This window comes from Streptomyces sp. NPDC047130 (assembly GCF_040643475.1).
In the GTDB taxonomy this organism is placed as follows: Bacteria; Actinomycetota; Actinomycetes; order Streptomycetales; family Streptomycetaceae; genus Streptomyces.
The window spans coordinates 46368-64127 of the sequence record NZ_JBEYUK010000006.1; the positions used below are offsets into that span (position 1 = coordinate 46368).

At 71.5% G+C, this 17760-nt stretch carries 17 protein-coding genes; 5 read left to right on the top strand and 12 right to left on the bottom strand.

Features of this window, described 5'->3' with window-relative positions; genetic code table 11:
• Window positions 1–211: 211 nt before the first annotated feature.
• Complete coding sequence (gene nucS / locus ABZ836_RS10750) at window positions 212–883, top strand: endonuclease NucS (protein WP_356130649.1); 672 nt, start codon at window positions 212–214, stop codon at window positions 881–883.
• A 115-nt stretch (window positions 884–998) separates the two neighbouring features.
• Here nucS and ABZ836_RS10755 read toward each other — a convergent pair whose 3' ends face one another.
• From ABZ836_RS10755 to ABZ836_RS10765, 3 genes are all read right to left on the bottom strand, one after another.
• The gene (locus ABZ836_RS10755; protein ID WP_361141241.1) at window positions 999–3575 is read right to left on the bottom strand and encodes an ATP-binding protein; all 2577 of its coding nucleotides are present in this window, start codon (window positions 3573–3575) and stop codon (window positions 999–1001) included.
• A gap of 295 nt (window positions 3576–3870) precedes the next feature.
• Complete coding sequence (locus ABZ836_RS10760) at window positions 3871–4194, bottom strand: STAS domain-containing protein (RefSeq protein ID WP_356130645.1); 324 nt, start codon at window positions 4192–4194, stop codon at window positions 3871–3873.
• A 178-nt stretch (window positions 4195–4372) separates the two neighbouring features.
• The gene (locus ABZ836_RS10765) at window positions 4373–5221 is read right to left on the bottom strand and encodes a 3-hydroxyacyl-CoA dehydrogenase family protein (protein WP_361141243.1); all 849 of its coding nucleotides are present in this window, start codon (window positions 5219–5221) and stop codon (window positions 4373–4375) included.
• A gap of 144 nt (window positions 5222–5365) precedes the next feature.
• Here ABZ836_RS10765 and ABZ836_RS10770 point away from each other — a divergent pair, with 144 nt between their 5' ends.
• Window positions 5366–5938, top strand: a complete 573-nt coding sequence (locus ABZ836_RS10770) for a cob(I)yrinic acid a,c-diamide adenosyltransferase (protein WP_356130641.1) — start codon at window positions 5366–5368, stop codon at window positions 5936–5938.
• Here ABZ836_RS10770 and ABZ836_RS10775 read toward each other — a convergent pair.
• Window positions 5855–6472 carry a hypothetical protein gene (locus tag ABZ836_RS10775; RefSeq protein ID WP_356130639.1) on the bottom strand — a complete coding sequence of 206 codons (618 nt, stop codon included), beginning with the start codon at window positions 6470–6472 and terminating at the stop codon, window positions 5855–5857. The genes ABZ836_RS10770 and ABZ836_RS10775 overlap by 84 nt on opposite strands.
• Before the next feature lie 165 nt (window positions 6473–6637).
• Here ABZ836_RS10775 and ABZ836_RS10780 point away from each other — a divergent pair, with 165 nt between their 5' ends.
• The 3 genes from ABZ836_RS10780 to ABZ836_RS10790 all read left to right on the top strand — a co-directional run bounded on the left by ABZ836_RS10780 (window position 6638) and on the right by ABZ836_RS10790 (window position 10516).
• Window positions 6638–7849 carry a histidine kinase gene (locus tag ABZ836_RS10780; RefSeq protein ID WP_356130637.1) on the top strand — a complete coding sequence of 404 codons (1212 nt, stop codon included), beginning with the start codon at window positions 6638–6640 and terminating at the stop codon, window positions 7847–7849.
• 4 nt (window positions 7850–7853) lie between these two features.
• The gene (locus tag ABZ836_RS10785) at window positions 7854–8507 is read left to right on the top strand and encodes a response regulator transcription factor (RefSeq protein WP_361141246.1); all 654 of its coding nucleotides are present in this window, start codon (window positions 7854–7856) and stop codon (window positions 8505–8507) included.
• Between the two features lie 179 nt (window positions 8508–8686).
• Window positions 8687–10516 (top strand): glycoside hydrolase family 18 chitinase, encoded by a 1830-nt coding sequence (locus ABZ836_RS10790; RefSeq protein WP_356130633.1) that lies wholly within the window; start codon window positions 8687–8689, stop codon window positions 10514–10516.
• A gap of 288 nt (window positions 10517–10804) precedes the next feature.
• Here ABZ836_RS10790 and ABZ836_RS10795 read toward each other — a convergent pair whose 3' ends face one another.
• The 8 genes from ABZ836_RS10795 to atpE form a co-directional block, all read right to left on the bottom strand.
• A complete protein-coding gene (locus ABZ836_RS10795; RefSeq protein ID WP_356130631.1) occupies window positions 10805–11260 on the bottom strand; it encodes a DUF2550 domain-containing protein in 456 nt (151 codons plus the stop codon).
• A gap of 171 nt (window positions 11261–11431) precedes the next feature.
• The gene (locus ABZ836_RS10800) at window positions 11432–11806 is read right to left on the bottom strand and encodes a F0F1 ATP synthase subunit epsilon (protein WP_356130629.1); all 375 of its coding nucleotides are present in this window, start codon (window positions 11804–11806) and stop codon (window positions 11432–11434) included.
• Between the two features lie 173 nt (window positions 11807–11979).
• Window positions 11980–13428, bottom strand: a complete 1449-nt coding sequence (atpD, locus tag ABZ836_RS10805; protein WP_356130627.1) for a F0F1 ATP synthase subunit beta — start codon at window positions 13426–13428, stop codon at window positions 11980–11982.
• Window positions 13428–14345: a F0F1 ATP synthase subunit gamma gene (locus ABZ836_RS10810; RefSeq protein WP_356130625.1), complete on the bottom strand. Its 918-nt coding sequence runs from the start codon at window positions 14343–14345 to the stop codon at window positions 13428–13430. The genes atpD and ABZ836_RS10810 overlap by 1 nt, the downstream gene beginning before the upstream one ends.
• A 21-nt stretch (window positions 14346–14366) precedes the next feature.
• The gene (gene atpA, locus ABZ836_RS10815; RefSeq protein ID WP_356130623.1) at window positions 14367–15959 is read right to left on the bottom strand and encodes a F0F1 ATP synthase subunit alpha; all 1593 of its coding nucleotides are present in this window, start codon (window positions 15957–15959) and stop codon (window positions 14367–14369) included.
• Between the two features lie 149 nt (window positions 15960–16108).
• Window positions 16109–16924, bottom strand: coding sequence for a F0F1 ATP synthase subunit delta (locus tag ABZ836_RS10820; RefSeq protein WP_356130621.1), 816 nt, complete (start codon window positions 16922–16924; stop codon window positions 16109–16111).
• Window positions 16921–17466, bottom strand: a complete 546-nt coding sequence (locus ABZ836_RS10825; protein WP_356130619.1) for a F0F1 ATP synthase subunit B — start codon at window positions 17464–17466, stop codon at window positions 16921–16923. The genes ABZ836_RS10820 and ABZ836_RS10825 overlap by 4 nt, the downstream gene beginning before the upstream one ends.
• 41 nt (window positions 17467–17507) lie before the next feature.
• Window positions 17508–17735 carry an ATP synthase F0 subunit C gene (atpE, locus tag ABZ836_RS10830; RefSeq protein ID WP_356130617.1) on the bottom strand — a complete coding sequence of 76 codons (228 nt, stop codon included), beginning with the start codon at window positions 17733–17735 and terminating at the stop codon, window positions 17508–17510.
• Between the last annotated feature and the right edge of the window lie 25 nt (window positions 17736–17760).

Here is a 17760-nt window from a genome sequence, read left to right on the forward strand (position 1 = left end):
GGGCAGGACGTCGCGGACGACGGACACGCTCCGTGCCCGTGCCACGACCACCCGTTCACTACGGTAGGCATCCGAAGGTCCCGCGCACCAGGAGACGGCGTACTTGACCGATTTCGCATCGCTCCTTTCCGCTCACAATCAGCCAGAACCGAACAAGCGCCTTCAGGGGCGAATCGCGTGGAGTCCCACGGGTCGAGTAGCGTTGCCGACCATGCGTCTTGTCATCGCCCGCTGCTCCGTCGACTACGCGGGGCGCCTCACCGCACATCTGCCGTCCGCTCCCCGCCTGATCCTGGTCAAGGCGGACGGAAGCGTCTCGATCCACGCGGACGACCGCGCCTACAAGCCGCTGAACTGGATGTCGCCGCCGTGCGCCCTCAAGGAGGGCACGGGCGAGGACGCCGGTGTCTGGACGGTGACCAACAAGGCCGGCGAGAAGCTGATCATCACGATGGAGGAGATCCTCCACGACTCCTCGCACGAGCTCGGCGTGGACCCCGGCCTGATCAAGGACGGCGTGGAGGCGCACCTGCAGGAACTGCTCGCGGACCGCATCGAGACGCTGGGCGAGGGCTACACCCTGATCCGCCGCGAGTACATGACGGCGATCGGCCCGGTCGACATCCTCTGCCGGGACGGCGAGGGGCGGACGGTGGCCGTGGAGATCAAGCGGCGCGGCGAGATCGACGGCGTGGAGCAGCTGACGCGCTATCTGGAGCTGCTGAACCGCGACCCGCTGCTCGCGCCGGTGCGGGGCGTGTTCGCGGCGCAGGAGATCAAGCCGCAGGCCCGGGTGCTGGCGACGGACCGCGGCATCGCCTGCCAGGTCCTCGACTACGACGCCCTGCGCGGCATCGAGGACGACAAGCTCCGCCTCTTCTGACCCCACCACCCCGCGGTACGCGACCGCCCCCACGGCCAGGTGCCGTGGGGGCGGTGTCACGTCGCGGGCCCGCCGCCGGGTGCGTGACCGGGTACGCCGCCGGGTGCGCGGGGCGTCAGGCCACGGAGGGGGTGACCGGCTCGCCCGGCGCCGACATGGTGGCGGACGGGCTGCCGGGGTCCGGGGCACCGGCGGAGGTGCTCTCCTGCGGTGCGGTGGGCGGGTCCTCCGGGTCCGTGGGCGGTTCCTCGGGATCCGTGGGCGGGTCCTCCGGGTCGGTCGGCGGGTCCTCCGGGTTCGTGGACGGGTCCTCCGGGCTCGGCTCCTCCGTGGGGTCGTCCGTGGACGGTGACGGCTTCGGTGAGGTCGGCTTCTTCGTCGGCGGCTTGCTGGTGCCGTCGTCGTCGGGGTCGCGCGTCGTGTCGTCCTCGTCCTCGTCGCCGCCCGTCGTGGGGTCGCCGCTCGTGGCCGGGGGCTCGACGTCGTCGGGCGTGCCGAGCACCCCGTCGGGGCCCGGGTCGGTCGGGCGGCTGGTGGCCGAGCCGGTGTCGCTGTCGTCCGCGGCCTCGTCGGCGCCCAGTTCGTCGCCGTAGCCCTGGCTGGCGGACGGGTTGGGGCCGGTGCCCTCGGTGGGCACGTCCTGGTCGCCGCCGGTCGCGCCCAGCGTCACCACCGTGCCCAGCACGGCGACCAGCAGCGCGCCCGCTCCGGCGGCGACCAGGTTCTTGCGGGCGCCGCCCAGCAGGCCGCCGTCGCGGCCCTTGCCGGCCGCGGGTCCGGGCCGCCGGGTGACCGGGGTGTCGCCGGGGAAGACGCTCGTACCCGGCTGCGCCAGGGCGGCGGGCACGTCCCGGCGCGTGTCCCGGTCGCCGTCGCCGGAGCCGAACGCCTCGAAGGCGGCGAACGCGGCCAGTGACGCCGCGCCCGCGGCCCCGGTGGCGCCGCCGTCCGCCGGGACGCCGTCCATGCCGGGCAGGTCGCCCGTGCGGTCGGCGACCAGGGCCAGTGCGCGGCGGCCGGCGACCAGTCCCCGCTTGTCGCCCGAGGTGGCCCGCAGCGCGACCGCGGTGTCCAGTTCGGTGCGTGCGCGCTCGTAGCGTCCCTGACACAGCGCCAGCACGCCCAGCTCGTGGTGGAAGTAGCCCTGTTCACCGACCTCGCCGGCCAGCCGGGCGGCCTCCGCGCCGCTGCGCAGGACCTGCTCCCAGGCGGCCCAGGCGAGTCCGGAGGCGAAGGCGGGCGCGGCGTTGCGGGCCAGCCGCAGCGCCGGCCCGTCGTCGGCGGGCGGCAGCGCGGCCAGCACCGCCAGCACCACGGGGGCCTCGGCGCTCACCCGCTCGGGGGTGACGGACTGGTGGCCGGTCCACCAGGCGTAGTGCTCGGCGGCGGTGCGGACGCGGAGTTCGGCGCCCTCCTGGTAGCCGGCCGCCTCCAGCTGGGCCAGCACCCCGGCGGCCAGCCGGTGACGGCCGCCGGCGCACGACACCAGGGCGCAGCCGAGGAGTTCGCCCAGCGCGCCGTCGGCGTGGGTGTCGCCCACCAGGGCGGGGAGGTGCGCGGGGTGCGGGAGTTCACCGCCGAGCGCGACCGCGAACCGCAGCGCGTCACGGGCGGAGGGGGACAGCCGGGAGGCGAGCAGCGGCGCGGGCGCGGCCCCCTCGGCGAGCGAGGGCAGCGGTGCGGCCTCCTCACGGGTGTCGAAGGGGAGGTCGGCCTCGGGGACGGCCACCGCGTCCTCGAAGACGCCGACCTCGTCGACGGCGTCGGTGGCGGCGCGCAGCCGGTCCCGCTGGCGCAGCAACGCGCCGGCCTGCACGAACCGCAGCGGCAGGCCCTCGGACTCGAACCAGAGGTCGCCCGCCCAGGTCGTCTCCTCCTCGGTGAGGTCGCGGCCGGCGGCGTGGGCGAGGAGCTGGACCCCGGCGGCGCGGGTGAGGCCGTCGAGGGCGACGGTCTCCGTCAGCGCCTCGGCGGCGGGTTCCGGAACGTCCGGGGTGGCGGATATCAGGAACGCGCACTCGGGGGTGGCCTCGAGCAGCCGGGTGAGGTCGGCACCGCCGAAGGCGATGTCGTCGACGACGACCACGGCGCCGATCTCGCCGAGGTACCGGTGCAGTTCCTCCTCGGAGGGGCGGCGGCGGGGGGCGCCGTAGGCGGCGTGGAAGAGGTCGCCCAGGAGTTCGTCGGCGCTGCGGCCCAGGCCGCCGAGGCGGATCACGCCGTCGGGGGCGAGGTCGGCGCAGTCCTCGGCGACGACGTCGAGCAGGCGGCTGCGGCCGGAGCCGGAGGGGCCGACCAGGCGGACGGATCGGCCGCGGGCCAGCAGCCGCACGAGCTCCTCGCGCGCTTCCTGACGTTCCAGCAGCGGCAGTGCGGGCAGTCCGGCTCCACTCGCGTCGGCCGGCAGGGCCGCGGCGCGGACGGCGGCCCGCTCGGCCTCGGCGCGCTGCTCGACGGTGAGCTTCGCGGGCCGCTCCGGTGTGCGCTCGGGCGGGCAGAGTTCGATCTCGCTGCCGTCGACGGGGTTGACGGTGAGCAGCAGGTCGTCGGTGAACACCTCGGTGGTGCGGGCCACCGACGGCGCGTGCTGGCCGAAGTCCGGCGTGAGCGGATCCCGGGGCGGACGGGGGCGCGGCTGACGGCCGCCGCCTCCGTGGCCGCGCTCCTCGGGTCCACGGCTGTTCGGGTCCATAGGTGCCAAGCCCCCCAAGCGTCGTGTGCCGAGCCCCTCCCGGCCTCGCCGCACACCGCGCAGTCGTCACTGGTCCGGGCCGCCGCAGGGATGGTTCGGATGTCGGGTCGGCAGGCGACCGAACCTTAAACCTCGCTCAGTATCACCGAACAGCCGGGGTGCGGGTCCGTCCGCGACATCACAGTCTGATGTGGATTCACGGCGGGCGACAGACCGCCCCGCTACGGGTGGGGCCGGCGTGCGGCCGGGGGGTACGAGGGGCTGCCGGGCTTCTCGGACGGGTCTGCCGGGCTCGTCAGACGCGCGGCAGGCTGTCGGCGGCGAGGCCGCCCTCGATGGCGAGGATGCGGTGCAGCCGGGTGGCCACCAGCAGGCGCTGCATCTGCGGCGGCACGCCGCGCAGGACGAGCCGGCGGCCGGCGCGGCCGGCCCGGCGGTGCACGCCCATGATCACGCCCAGTCCGGTGGCGTCCCAGGAGTGGAGCTCCGAGAGGTCCAGGACCAGGTCGCCGACGCCGTCGTCGACGGCGGAATGCAGGACCGTACGGGCGTCCGCCGCGCTGCGGACGTCGAGGCGGCCCCCGACGACCAGCTCGGCGTGGTCGCCCCTGATGAACATAAGCGCTCCCCGGGAATGCGTCTTCTATCACCGTCTGCGTACGGTGATGCCACTTCTGACGCCGTGGGGGAACCAGAAGTTGCCGTCTGTAAGTGAACCGATACCGAAATCACCCTCTCGGGTGATCCGAAGGGTGATCTCGGTCCGGCGTGCGGGCGTTCCCCGCGGTCGTCCTCGATCAGTGCTTGTAGAAGCCCTGCCCGCTCTTGCGGCCGATGTCACCGGCGTCCACCATTCGGCGCATCAGCTCCGGCGGCGCGAACTTCTCGTCCTGCGACTCGGTGTAGATGTTGCCGGTCGCGTGCAGCAGGATGTCGACGCCGGTCAGGTCCGCGGTGGCCAGCGGGCCCATCGCGTGGCCGAAGCCCAGCTTGCAGGCGATGTCGATGTCCTCGGCGCTGGCGACGCCCGACTCGTAGAGCTTGGCGGCCTCGACGACCAGCGCGGAGATCAGCCGGGTGGTGACGAAGCCCGCCACGTCGCGGTTGACCACGATGCAGGTCTTGCCCACCGACTCGGCGAACTCCCGGGCGCGCGCCAGGGTTTCGTCGCTGGTCTTGTAGCCGCGGACCAGCTCGCACAGCTGCATCATCGGCACCGGCGAGAAGAAGTGCGTGCCGACGACCCGGTCGGGCCGCGCCGTCACCGCGGCGATCTTGGTGATCGGGATGGCGGAGGTGTTGGAGGCGAGCACCGCGTCCTCGCGGGCGATCTTGTCCAGCGCGCGGAAGATCTCGTGCTTGACCTCGATCTTCTCGAAGACCGCCTCGACGACGACGTCGGCGTCGCCGACCGCGTCCAGGTCGGTGGTGGTGGTGATCCGGGCCAGCGCGGCCTCGGCGTCGGCGGCGTCCAGCTTGCCCTTGCTCACGAACTTGTCGTAGGAGGCCTGGATGCCGCCCAGACCCCGGTCGAGCGCCTCGTCCGTGACATCCCGCAGGACGACGTCCCAGCCGGCCTGCGCGGAGACCTGGGCAATGCCGGAACCCATGAGGCCGGCTCCGATGACGGCGAGCTTTCCTGCCACTGCCACTCCCTGTTCTCGTGTCCTCTGGCCGGACATTAGCGCCCGCGAGGACGCTCGTGACCGCTAAGTAACGCGCGTCACGTCTCATTTGACGGACATCACACCCGCGGCGCCGGCGGGCACGGCGTTCCCTAGGCTGTGCGCATGGTCAATCTGACGCGCATCTACACCCGCACCGGGGACAAGGGCACCACCAACCTCGGCGACATGAGCAGGGTCCCGAAGACGGACCTCCGCATCTCCGCCTACGCCGACGCCAACGAGGCCAACGCCGTGATCGGCACGGCCGTCGCCCTGGGCGGCCTGGAGGAGGACGTGGTCGCGGTCCTCACCCGCGTCCAGAACGACCTCTTCGACGTGGGCGCCGACCTGTCCACGCCGGTCGTGGAGGACCCGGAGTATCCGCCGCTGCGGGTCGAGCAGTTCTACGTCGACCGGCTCGAGGAGGACTGCGACCGGTTCAACGAGCGGCTGGAGAAGCTGCGTTCGTTCATCCTGCCCGGCGGCACCCCCGGCGCGGCGCTGCTGCACCAGGCGTGCACGGTGGTGCGCCGCGCGGAGCGCTCGACCTGGGCGGCGCTGGAGGTCCACGGCGAGACCATGAACCCCCTGACCGCCACCTACCTCAACCGCCTATCGGACCTGCTCTTCATCCTTGCGCGGGTGGCCAACCTGTCCACCGGCGACGTCCTGTGGGTGCCCGGCGGGGAGCGCTGAGCCGGGGTCCTTCTTGGGGAAGAGGGCGTAGCTGAGGGCGATCAGCCCGTGGATGCCCACCACCCTCAGCGCCCCCCACTGGAAGGACCGCAGCGAGGACGTGTCGCCGGCGTCGCCGACGTACCAGATGCCGCCCTGGAGCAGCGCCGCGGCCACGGCGGCGGCGAGCACCGTGCGCAGCCAGAGCCGGCCCTCGTGGGCGGCGCGGGCCATGCCGTACCTGGGCGGCTTCCGCGGCGGCGGGGCGCCGGCCAGGCGGTGCGCGGCGTGGCCGTCGAGCCACCGGATGGTGTAGTGCCCGTAGCCCACGGTGAAGCCGATGTAGAGGGCGGCCAGCCCGTGCTGCCAGTCGGGTTCCGCGCCGCCCCGCAGGTCGATCACGGTCACCGCGAACAGCACCAGTTCCAGGACCGGCTCGCACAGCAGCAGCACGGTGCTCAGCCGCCGCCTGCGCAGCAGGTACCGGGCCGCCAGTCCGGCGGCCAGCAGCACCCAGAAGCCGACCTCACAGGCGATGATCAGTGCGAGGATCACGTCGGTCCCTCCGTCCTCGGTGTCTCCTTCCACCCTCCTCCCGCGCGGGCCCGCGCACATCGCCCGCGGCGACGAGACCGGCCTGCATCCTTCGATGTAGGCGCGCCGTCGGGAGGTGGCGTCCGGCCGCATGTGCGGGGCCGCCGTGACGTGTTGGATGGACCCATGACCGTCGAGACCTCCCCGCGGCGCCCCCGCCCGTTCGACGTGGCGGCGGCGGTGGGCGGGCTGGCGCTGGGCCTGCTGCTGTGGGCCGTGGGCCTGGACGTGTACCCGGCGCGGGAACGGGACGTGCCCGGCTGGTGGGTGCTGGTGCCGCTGGTCGTGATCTCGGTGCTGGAGACGCTGCGCCGGGTGCGTCCGGGCGCCGCCCTGGCCGGCGGCACGGTCGCCCTGGTCGCGGACCAGCTCACCACCGGCAGCCTGGCGACCGTGCTGCTCTTCACCGACCTGATGTACGCCGCGGCCGTCTACGGCGGCGCGGGCCTGGCCCGCCGCCTGCCGGTGGTCACCGGCGCGGTGAGCCTGGTGGTGATCGCCTGGGGCGTGATCACCTGGCGGGACGCGTACTCGTCGCTGATGCTGGGCCTGGGGGTGAGCCTGGTCGCCTTCAGCCCGGCCGCCACCGGCGCGCTGGTCCGGCACCACCGGGACGCGGCCCGGTCGGCGCGCCGGGAGGCCGAGCAGACCGCCCGGCTGGCCGAGCTGGACCGGGCGCAGGCGGTCACCGCCGAGCGGACCCGGATGGCGCGGGAACTGCACGACGTGATCGCCGGGCACCTGTCCGCGGTGGCGGTGCACTCGACGGCGGCCCTGTCGCTGGACGACGCGGACACCTCCCGCCAGGCGCTGGGCGTGATCCGGGAGAACAGCGTGGCGGCGCTGACCGAGATGCGCCGGCTGATCGGCCTGCTGCGGGCCGGCGGCGACGACCTGGAGCCGTCGGCGGCGCCCTCCCTGGAGGGCGTGGCGCCGCTGGCCGAGGGGGTGAGGGCGGCGGGCTTCCCGGTCCGCCTCGACCTGGGACCGTGGCACGGCCCGGACTCCGCCGAGGGCCGGGCGGCGCGGCGGCTGCCGTCGCCGGTGGAGCTGGCCGCCTACCGGATCGTCCAGGAGTCGCTGACCAACGTCCTCAAGCACGCCGCGCAGGGCCCGGTGACGATCGCGCTGTCGCTCGGCGGCGGCGCGCTCGACGTCCGGGTCTCCAACGTCCACGGCACGCCGGACGGGGAGCCGGCCCGGGCGCCGGGGGCCGGTGCCGGGCTGATCGGGATGCGGGAGCGGGCACAGCTGGTGGGCGGGACGTTCGAGGCGGGGCCGCGGGACGGGCGTTGGGTGGTGCGGGCGCATCTCCCCGTGCCGGAAGGGGAAGGGTGATCCTGTGATCCGGGTGGTGGTCGCGGAGGACCAGTCGGCCGTACGGGCCGGACTGGTGCTGATCCTGCGCAGCGCCTCCGACGTCGAGGTGGTCGGGGAGGCCGCCGACGGCGAGCGGGCGGTGGAGCTCGCCCGCGCACTGCGGCCCGACGTCGTGCTGATGGACGTGCAGATGCCGCTGCTCGACGGGGTGGGCGCCACCCGGCGGATCGCCGCCGAGCACCTGGCCGACGTGCTGGTGCTGACCACCTTCGACCTCGACGAGTACGTCTTCGGCACCCTGCGCGCGGGCGCGGCCGGCTTCCTGCTGAAGAGCGCCGAGGCGGCGGAACTGATCGACGCGGTACGGACGGTGGCGCGCGGCGAGGGGCTGATCGCGCCCGCCGTCACCCGGCGGCTGATCGCGGAGTTCGCCGCCGGCGGCCAGGGCCGCGCGCCCCGCGAGGGCGGGCACGATCCGTCCGTGCTGACGCACCTGACGCCCCGCGAGCGCGAGGTGCTCTCGTGCCTCGGCGAGGGCCTGTCGAACGCTCAGATCGCGGTGCGCCTGGACATGGCCGAGGCGACGGTGAAGACGCACGTCAGCCGCCTGCTGGCCAAGCTGGAACTGCGGAGCCGGGTGCAAGCGGCGGTACTCGCGCAGGAGTTGGGGATCTGACGGCGGGTGCCCCGCTCGGCCCGGGCGGCGGTTTACGCAAGGAAACTGCATTGGTCCAGACCTATTGACCGGTGGTCCAGACCTTTCTAGTCTGACCGCACTTGCGCGGCGTCATGGCCTCGTCAAGGCCGTCAGCCGGAGCACCCCCCTCACCTCACCCTCACCCCGAGGAGGCGCAGATGCGCTTCAGACAACGCGTGACGGCGGCAGTCGCCACGCTCGTCCTTCCCCTCGCCGGACTGGTCGGGCTCGCCACGCCCGCCCAGGCGGCCACCTCGGCCACCGCCACCTACAGCAAGACGCAGGACTGGGGCAGCGGCTTCGAGGGCAAGTGGACCATCAAGAACACCGGTACCACGGCCCTGTCCTCCTGGACCGTCGAGTGGGACTTCCCCACCGGAACCAAGGTGACCTCCGCCTGGGACGCCACCGTCACCGGCTCCGGCAACCACTGGACGGGCAAGAACCTCGCCTGGAACGGCAGCCTCGCCCCGGGCGCCTCCATCTCCTTCGGCTTCAACGGCTCCGGCACCGGCTCCCCCACCGGCTGCAAGCTCAACGGCGGCTCCTGCGACGGCGAGCCCACGGTCCCCGGCGACAAGGTCCCGTCCGCCCCGGGCACCCCCACCACGTCGAACGTCACCGACACCTCGGTCCGTCTCGCCTGGACCGCGGCCACCGACGACAAGGGCATCAAGAACTACGACGTCCTGCGCGGCGGCGTGAAGGTCGCCACCGTCACCGGCACCTCGTACACCGACTCCGGCCTCACCGCCGGCACGGACTACTCGTACGCGGTCCAGGCGCGTGACACCGCCGACCAGACCGGCCCGGTCAGCGGCTCGGTCTCGGTCCGCACCACGGGCGGCTCCACGCCGCCCACCGACCCGCCGCCCAGCGGCAAGATCAACCTCGGCTACTTCACCGAGTGGGGCATCTACGGCCGCAACTACCACGTCAAGAACCTGGTGACCTCCGGCTCCGCCTCGAAGATCACGCACATCAACTACTCGTTCGGCAACGTCAAGAACGGGCAGTGCGTCCTCGACGACTCCTTCGCCGCCACCGACAAGGCCTACACCGCCGACCAGTCCGTCGACGGCGTCGCCGACACCTGGGACCAGCCGCTGCGCGGCAACTTCAACCAGCTGCGCAAGCTGAAGGCGAAGTACCCGCACATCAAGGTCCTGTACTCCTTCGGCGGCTGGACCTACTCCGGCGGCTTCGCCCAGGCCGCGCAGAACCCGGCCGCGTTCGCCAAGTCCTGCAAGGGCGTCGTGGAGGACCCGCGCTGGGCCGACGTCTTCGACGGCATCGACATCGACTGGGAGTACCCGAACGCCTGCGGCCTGACCTGTGACACCTCCGGTCCGGCGGCGTTCAAGAACCTGTCCCAGGCGCTGCGCGCCGAGTTCGGTCCCAACTACCTCGTCACCGCGGCGATCACCGCCGACGGTTCGAACGGCGGCAAGATCGACGCGGCCGACTACGGCGGCGCCGCGCAGTACCTCGACTGGTACAACGTGATGACGTACGACTACTTCGGCGCCTGGGCCAACACCGGCCCGACCGCCCCGCACTCGCCCCTCACCTCGTACTCCGGCATCCCGACCGCGGGCTTCAACTCCGCGGACGCGATCGCGAAGCTGAAGGCGAAGGGCGTGCCGGCCTCGAAGCTGCTGCTCGGCATCGGCTTCTACGGCCGCGGCTGGACCGGCGTCACCCAGTCCGCCCCCGGCGGCACGGCGACCGGTGCGGCCCCCGGCACGTACGAGGCGGGCATCGAGGACTACAAGGTCCTCAAGAACGCCTGCCCGGTGACCGGCACGATCGCGGGCACCGCGTACGCCCACTGCGGCACGCAGTGGTGGTCCTACGACACCCCGTCCACCATCGCGGGCAAGATGGCCTGGGCGAAGTCCCAGGGCCTGGGCGGCGCGTTCTTCTGGGAGTTCAGCGGCGACACCGCGAACGGCGAACTCGTGAACGCCATCGCCAGCAACCTGTAACCCCACCCACCCACCAGCGGGGGGCGGCCACCACGGCCGCCCCCCGCTGTCCCGTTCCCGCCCCGCGCCCTGCGGACCACCGCGCCGCCGAGGGCTTGGGGAGGGTGGGCGCAGGCTCCCACGTGGGCACACCGCGGCTCGCGCCGGGGGCCTCAGCCCCTCCGGGGAGAAGGGCGGGTCGGGGTGACGAACGTGCTGTTCGCCGGGGCCCGGTCCCGGACCGCCGCGGCGCGGGTCACGTGTGCGCGGTTCCGTCTGCGGGATCACACCGGGGCGGGGAAGTGCAGGTCAGGCCACGTTGACCCGTTGGCCCGGGGGGGCGGCCTCCAGCCAGGCCAGGAAACCCGTGAGGGCGTCCTCGCTCATCGCCAGCTCCAGCCGCGTCCCCTGATGCACGCAGACCAGCACGACCGCGTTGAGGAGGAGCGCCAGCTCCTCCTCACCCTCCGGCAGCCGCCGCCCGACCACCTCGATCGCGGCCCGCTCCAGCATCCGCCGAGGCCGCGGCGAATACGAGAAGACCCGGTACCAGGCGATGCTGTCGCCGCTGTACCGGGCCACTCCGTACGCCCAGCCCTTCCCGTCGCCCTCGACCCCCTCCTGCGGCTGGGGCGCCTCCCACCGCAGGCTGCAGTCGAAGGTGCCCCCCGACCGCTGGATCAGCCGGCGGCGCAGTCCGAAGGCGAAGAGGCCCACCACCGCGAGCACCACCAGCGTCCCGAACACAGTCAGAGCGAGGATCATCGGCACCGACCTCCTCGTCTCTCAGAACTGGGAACCTGTCAACTGGCAAAGTCGAAAACGGGTAACGAACCGTCTCCGGATTCACCTCAGCCGCGGCTGGTTCCGGATTGCTCCGGAACCAGCCGCGGCTGAGTCACGCGCGTGCACAGCAGCGCGCCGAGCGCGCCGGGGTCAGCGAGCCGACACCGCCCGCAGGCGGACGTCCGCACGGCGCTCGGCGGAGGCGTCGGCCTCCGACTTCGCGCGCTCGAGCGCCCGCTCCGCGCGCTGGACGTCGATCTCGTCCGAAAGCTCGGCGATCTCGGCCAGCAGCGACAGCTTGTTGTCCGCGAACGAGATGAAACCGCCGTGGACCGCTGCCACGACCGTCTCACCACCGGTACTGCGGATGGTCACGGGGCCCGACTCCAGCACACCGAGCAGCGGCTGGTGACCGGGCATGACGCCGATGTCGCCGGAGGTGGTGCGCGCCACGACCAGGGTGGCCTCACCGGACCAGACCTGGCGGTCGGCAGCGACCAGCTCGACGTGCAGCTCAGCAGCCAAGGTTGGCTCCTCGGGTCACCACCCGGCGGTATGCCGGGTGTTGGGTCAAAGTCTAGACCCGTCCGAAGACGGGGGTCCTGGGAACCGGTCCCAGGGGGGTGGAGCGGGGGTGGGAGGGCCGGCCCGAAGACCGGCCCCCTCACCTCACCCGCGCCTGCCGAACCTCAGCGGGTTCAGGAGACGCCCAGCTCCTTGGCGTTGGCCTTGAGGTCCTCGAGGCCACCGCACATGAAGAACGCCTGCTCCGGGAAGTGGTCGAACTCACCGTCGCAGATCGCGTTGAACGCGGCGATCGACTCGTCCAGCGGCACGTCCGAACCGTCCACGCCGGTGAACTGCTTGGCGACGTGGGTGTTCTGGGACAGGAAGCGCTCCACGCGACGGGCACGGTGGACGACGAGCTTGTCCTCCTCGCCGAGCTCGTCGATACCGAGGATCGCGATGATGTCCTGGAGGTCCTTGTACTTCTGCAGGATCCCCTTGACGCGCATGGCGGTCTCGTAGTGGTCCGACGCGATGTAGCGCGGGTCCAGGATCCGGGACGTGGAGTCCAGCGGGTCCACGGCCGGGTAGATGCCCTTCTCGGAGATCGGACGGGAGAGAACCGTCGTCGCGTCGAGGTGGGCGAAGGTGGTGGCCGGGGCCGGGTCGGTCAGGTCGTCCGCAGGGACGTAGATCGCCTGCATCGAGGTGATCGAGTGACCACGGGTCGAGGTGATGCGCTCCTGGAGGAGACCCATCTCGTCGGCCAGGTTCGGCTGGTAGCCCACCGCGGAGGGCATACGGCCGAGCAGGGTCGACACCTCGGAACCGGCCTGCGTGAAGCGGAAGATGTTGTCGATGAAGAACAGCACGTCCTGCTTCTGCACATCGCGGAAGTACTCCGCCATGGTCAGACCGGCCAGGGCCACGCGCAGACGGGTGCCCGGCGGCTCGTCCATCTGACCGAAGACCAGCGCGGTCTTGTCGATGACGCCGGAGTCCGACATCTCCTCGATCAGGTCGTTGCCCTCACGGGTGCGCTCACCGACACCGGCGAACACGGAGACACCGTCGTGGTTGTTGGCGACACGGTAGATCATCTCCTGGATGAGCACCGTCTTGCCGACGCCGGCGCCGCCGAACAGACCGATCTTGCCGCCCTTGACGTACGGGGTCAGCAGGTCGATGACCTTGACGCCGGTCTCGAACATCTCGGTCTTCGACTCGAGCTCGTCGAAGTTCGGGGCCTGGCGGTGGATGGACCAGCGCTCGCCCTCGTACTGCTCGTCGACGTTCAGCACCTCACCGAGGGTGTTGAACACCTTGCCCTTGGTGAAGTCGCCGACCGGGACGGTGATGCCCGTGCCGGTGTTGGTGACCGGGGCCTGGCGGACCAGGCCGTCGGTGGGCTGCATGGAGATGGCGCGGACCAGGCCGTCGCCCAGGTGCTGGGCGACCTCGAGGGTCAGCGTCTTCTTCTCGCCGGCGTTGGCCGGGTCGGCCACCTCGACGTGAAGGGCGTTGTAGATCTCCGGCATCGCGTCGACGGGGAACTCCACGTCGACGACCGGGCCGATGACCCGCGCGACGCGGCCGGTGGCCACGCCCGCGCCAGCGGTCGGCTCAACAGTGGTGGTCATTAGTTGTCACTCCCCGCGGTCGCGTCGGCCAGGGCGCCTGCGCCACCGACGATCTCGCTGATTTCCTGGGTGATTTCGGCCTGGCGGGCCGCGTTGGCAAGCCGGGAGAGCGTCTCGATGAGCTCACCGGCGTTGTCGGTTGCCGACTTCATCGCGCGCCGCGTGGCGGCGTGCTTCGAAGCGGCCGACTGCAGCAGTGCGTTGTAGATGCGGCTCTCGACGTACCGCGGCAGCAGGGCGTCGAGGACGTCCTCCGCGGAGGGCTCGAAGTCGTACAGCGGAAGGATCTCCCCCTGGGAGGGGAGCTCCTCCGCCACCTCGTCGAGCTTGAGAGGCAGCAACTGAGCCTGGATGGCGGTCTGCGTCATCATCGAGACGAACTCGGTGTAGACGATGTGGAGTTCGTCCACACCACCCTCGGCCGTGTCCTGCTCGATCGCCTCGATCAGCGGCGCCGCGACCTGCTTGGCGTCCGCGTACGTCGGCTCGTCGGTGAAGCCCGTCCACTGTCCCGCGATCGTGCGCTCGCGGAAGTTGTAGTGGGCCACGCCGCGCCGGCCGACGATGTACGTGTCGACCTGCTTGCCGTCCGCCTCCAGCTTCGCCGTCAGCTGCTCCGCCGCCTTGATGGCGTTGGAGTTGAAGGCGCCGGCCAGGCCGCGGTCGCTCGACAGGAGCAGGACCGCGGCACGGGTCGGGTTCTCCGCCTCCGTGGTCAGCGGGTGGCGCGTGTTCGAACCGGTCCCCACCGCCGTGACCGCGCGGGTGAGCTCGGTCGCGTACGGCGTGGAGGCCGCCACCTTGCGCTGCGCCTTGACGACGCGCGAGGCGGCGATCATCTCCATCGCCTTGGTGATCTTCTTGGTCGCGGTGACGGATCGGATGCGACGCTTGTAGACCCGGAGCTGAGCTCCCATGAGTCAGGTCCCTTCCTTACGTCACTTGGAGACGGAAACCGGAGCGTCCTCGCCGAGCAGCTTGCCGTCCGACGTCGTGAACGTCTTCTTGAACGCGGCGATGGCGTCGGCGACGGACTGCAGGGTGTCGTCCGACATCTTGCCGCCCTCACGGATCGAGAGGAGCAGGCCCGACTCGTTCTGGCGCAGGTGGGCCAGCAGCTCCGACTCGAAGCGGCGGATGTCCTGGACCGGGACGTCGTCCATCTTGCCGGTGGTGCCGGCCCAGACGGAGACGACCTGCTCCTCGGTGGCCATCGGCTGGTACTGAGCCTGCTTGAGCAGCTCGACCATGCGCTGACCGCGCTCCAGCTGCGCCTTCGACGCGGCGTCCAGGTCGGAACCGAAGGCGGCGAACGCCTCCAGCTCACGGAACTGGGCCAGGTCGACACGCAGACGGCCGGAGACCTGCTTCATCGCCTTGTGCTGCGCGGAACCACCGACTCGGGAGACGGAGATACCGACGTTCAGCGCGGGGCGCTGACCGGCGTTGAACAGGTCCGACTCCAGGAAGCACTGGCCGTCGGTGATGGAGATGACGTTGGTCGGGATGAACGCCGAGACGTCGTTGGCCTTGGTCTCGACGATCGGCAGACCGGTCATCGAACCGGCGCCCATGTCGTCGGAGAGCTTGGCGCAGCGCTCCAGCAGACGCGAGTGCAGGTAGAAGACGTCACCCGGGTAGGCCTCGCGGCCCGGCGGACGACGCAGCAGCAGGGACACGGCGCGGTAGGCGTCGGCCTGCTTCGACAGGTCGTCGAAGATGATCAGGACGTGCTTGCCCTGGTACATCCAGTGCTGGCCGATGGCCGAACCGGTGTACGGCGCCAGGTACTTGAAGCCGGCCGGGTCGGACGCCGGGGCGGCGACGATGGTCGTGTACTCCAGAGCGCCGTTCTCCTCCAGCGCGCGGCGGACCGACGCGATGGTGGAGCCCTTCTGGCCGATGGCGACGTAGATGCAGCGGACCTGCTTCGACGGGTCGCCCGTCTTCCAGTTGGCCTTCTGGTTGATGATGGTGTCGACGGCCAGGGCGGTCTTGCCGGTCTGGCGGTCACCGATGATCAGCTGACGCTGACCACGGCCGACGGGGGTCATCGCGTCGACGGCCTTGTAGCCGGTCTCCATCGGCTCGTGCACCGACTTGCGCTGCATGACCGTGGGGGCCTGCAGCTCGAGGGCGCGGCGGCCCTCGGTCTCGATCTCGCCGAGGCCGTCGATGGGGTTGCCGAGGGGGTCGACCACGCGGCCGAGGTAGCCCTCGCCCACGGCGACCGAGAGCACCTCACCGGTGCGGCGCACCGGCTGGCCCTCCTCGATGCCGTTGAACTCGCCGAGGACGATGGCACCGATCTCGCGCTCCTCGAGGTTGAGGGCGAGGCCGAGGGTGCCGTCCTCGAACTTCAGCAGTTCGTTGGCCATGGCCGAGGGAAGACCCTCGACCTTCGCGATGCCGTCGCCGGCAAGGGTGACCGTACCGACCTCCTCGCGCGAGGCCGCGTCCGGCTTGTACGACTGGACAAAGTTCTCCAGCGCGTCCCGGATCTCCTCCGGCCGGATCGTGAGCTCCGCCATCTGGGTTCCCTGCTCTCCTTGTTGGGCCCGAAGTTTCTTGGGGGAATCTGGGGGGCTCCCCCAGAAACTTTGCATCCTCTGCACGGCCCAACCAGGGCCGTAAAAACGTACTGCTTGCGGTGTTCTTGAGTGGTTGCCGTCAGGCTCGGTCAGCCCGCGAGGCGCCGGTTGGCTTCCTCGAGGCGGTCCACGACGGAGCCGTTGATGACCTCGTCGCCGACCTGCACCCGGATCCCGCCGAGGACCGCGGGGTCCACGTCGAGGTTGAGGTGCATCTCGCGGCCGTAGAGCCTCACCAGGGCGGCGCTCAGGCGCTGCTTCTGGATCTCGCTCAGCGGCACCGCGGAGGTGACCACGGCGACCATCCGGTTGCGGCGGCCGGCGGCGAGCTTGGCGAGGGACTCGAGTCCCGACTCCAGGCTACGTCCACGCGGCGCGGACACCAGACGGATCACCAGGCGCTCGGTGACGCTGTGCGCCCGGCCGCCGAGCAGCCTGCGCAGCAGACCGCTCTTGGCCTCGGCACTCGCGGACCGGTCGGTCAGCGCGGCGCGCAGGGGCTGGTTCGAGGCGACGATCCGGCCGAACCGGAACAGCTCGTCCTCGACGCCGTCCAGGGCGCCGGCCTTCTGCGCGGCCGTGAGGTCGGCGAGGTTCGCGAGCTCCTCCACCGCGTCCACCAGGTGGCGCGGGGCGGACCAGCGGGACCGGACCATGCCCGACACCAGGTCGGTGGCCGGACCGCCGATCTGGCTGCCCAGCAGGCGCTGGACCAGGTCGGCCTTGGCCTCTCCGGACTGCGCCGGGTCGGTGAGGACCCGACGCAGCGACACCTCGCGGTCGAGCAGCGCGGTGACGGCGGCAAGCTCGTCGGCGAGCTGCGCCGCGTCGACGGACGTGGAGTCCGTCAGCGCGTCGAGTCGCTCACGGGCGGCCACCAGGGCCTCGCGGCTCGCTCCGTTCATCGCGCGGCCTCGGCCTTCTCCTCGAGCTCGCCGAGGAAGCGGTCGATGACACGGCTCTGACGGGCGTGGTCCTCCAGGGACTCGCCGACGAGCTTGCCGGCCAGGTCGGTGGCGAGCTTGCCCACGTCCTGACGCAGCGCGGAAGCGGCGGCCTTGCGGTCGGCCTCGATCTGCGCGTGACCGGCGGCGATGATGTCCTCGCGCTGGCGCTGGCCCTCCGCACGCATCTCGGCGATGAGCGCGGCACCCTGCTCCTGCGCCTCCTGGCGCAGGCGCGCGGCCTCGTGACGGGCCTCGGCGAGCTGAGCCTTGTACTGCTCGAGCACGCTCTGGGCCTCGGTCTGGGCGGCCTCGGCCTTCTCGATACCGCCCTCGATGGCCTCGCGGCGCTCTTCCAGAACCTTGTTGATGTTCGGGAGGAGCTTCCAGGCGAAGACGCCGAAGACGATGACGAAGGCGATCAGGCCGATGACGAGCTCGGGGATCGGCGGGACGAGGGGGTTCTGGACCTCCTCGGCCGCGATCGTGAGCAGCTGGCTCATGTCAATGCCTTTCGTCTAGTGGGCTGGTCGTGAGAGTCAGATCACGGGCCGTAGACGAACGGCATGACCAGACCGATGAGGGCGAGCGCCTCACAGAAGGCGAAGCCGAGGATCTGGTTGGCACGGATCAGGCCGGCGGCCTCGGGCTGGCGGGCCAGCGCCTGGGTGCCGTTACCGAAGATGATGCCGACGCCGATGCCGGGGCCGATGGCGGCGAGGCCGTAGCCGATGGAGGCGACAGAACCGGTAACTGCGGCAAGAGTGGACATGCCAGTTCTTCCTTTTCTCAACGGA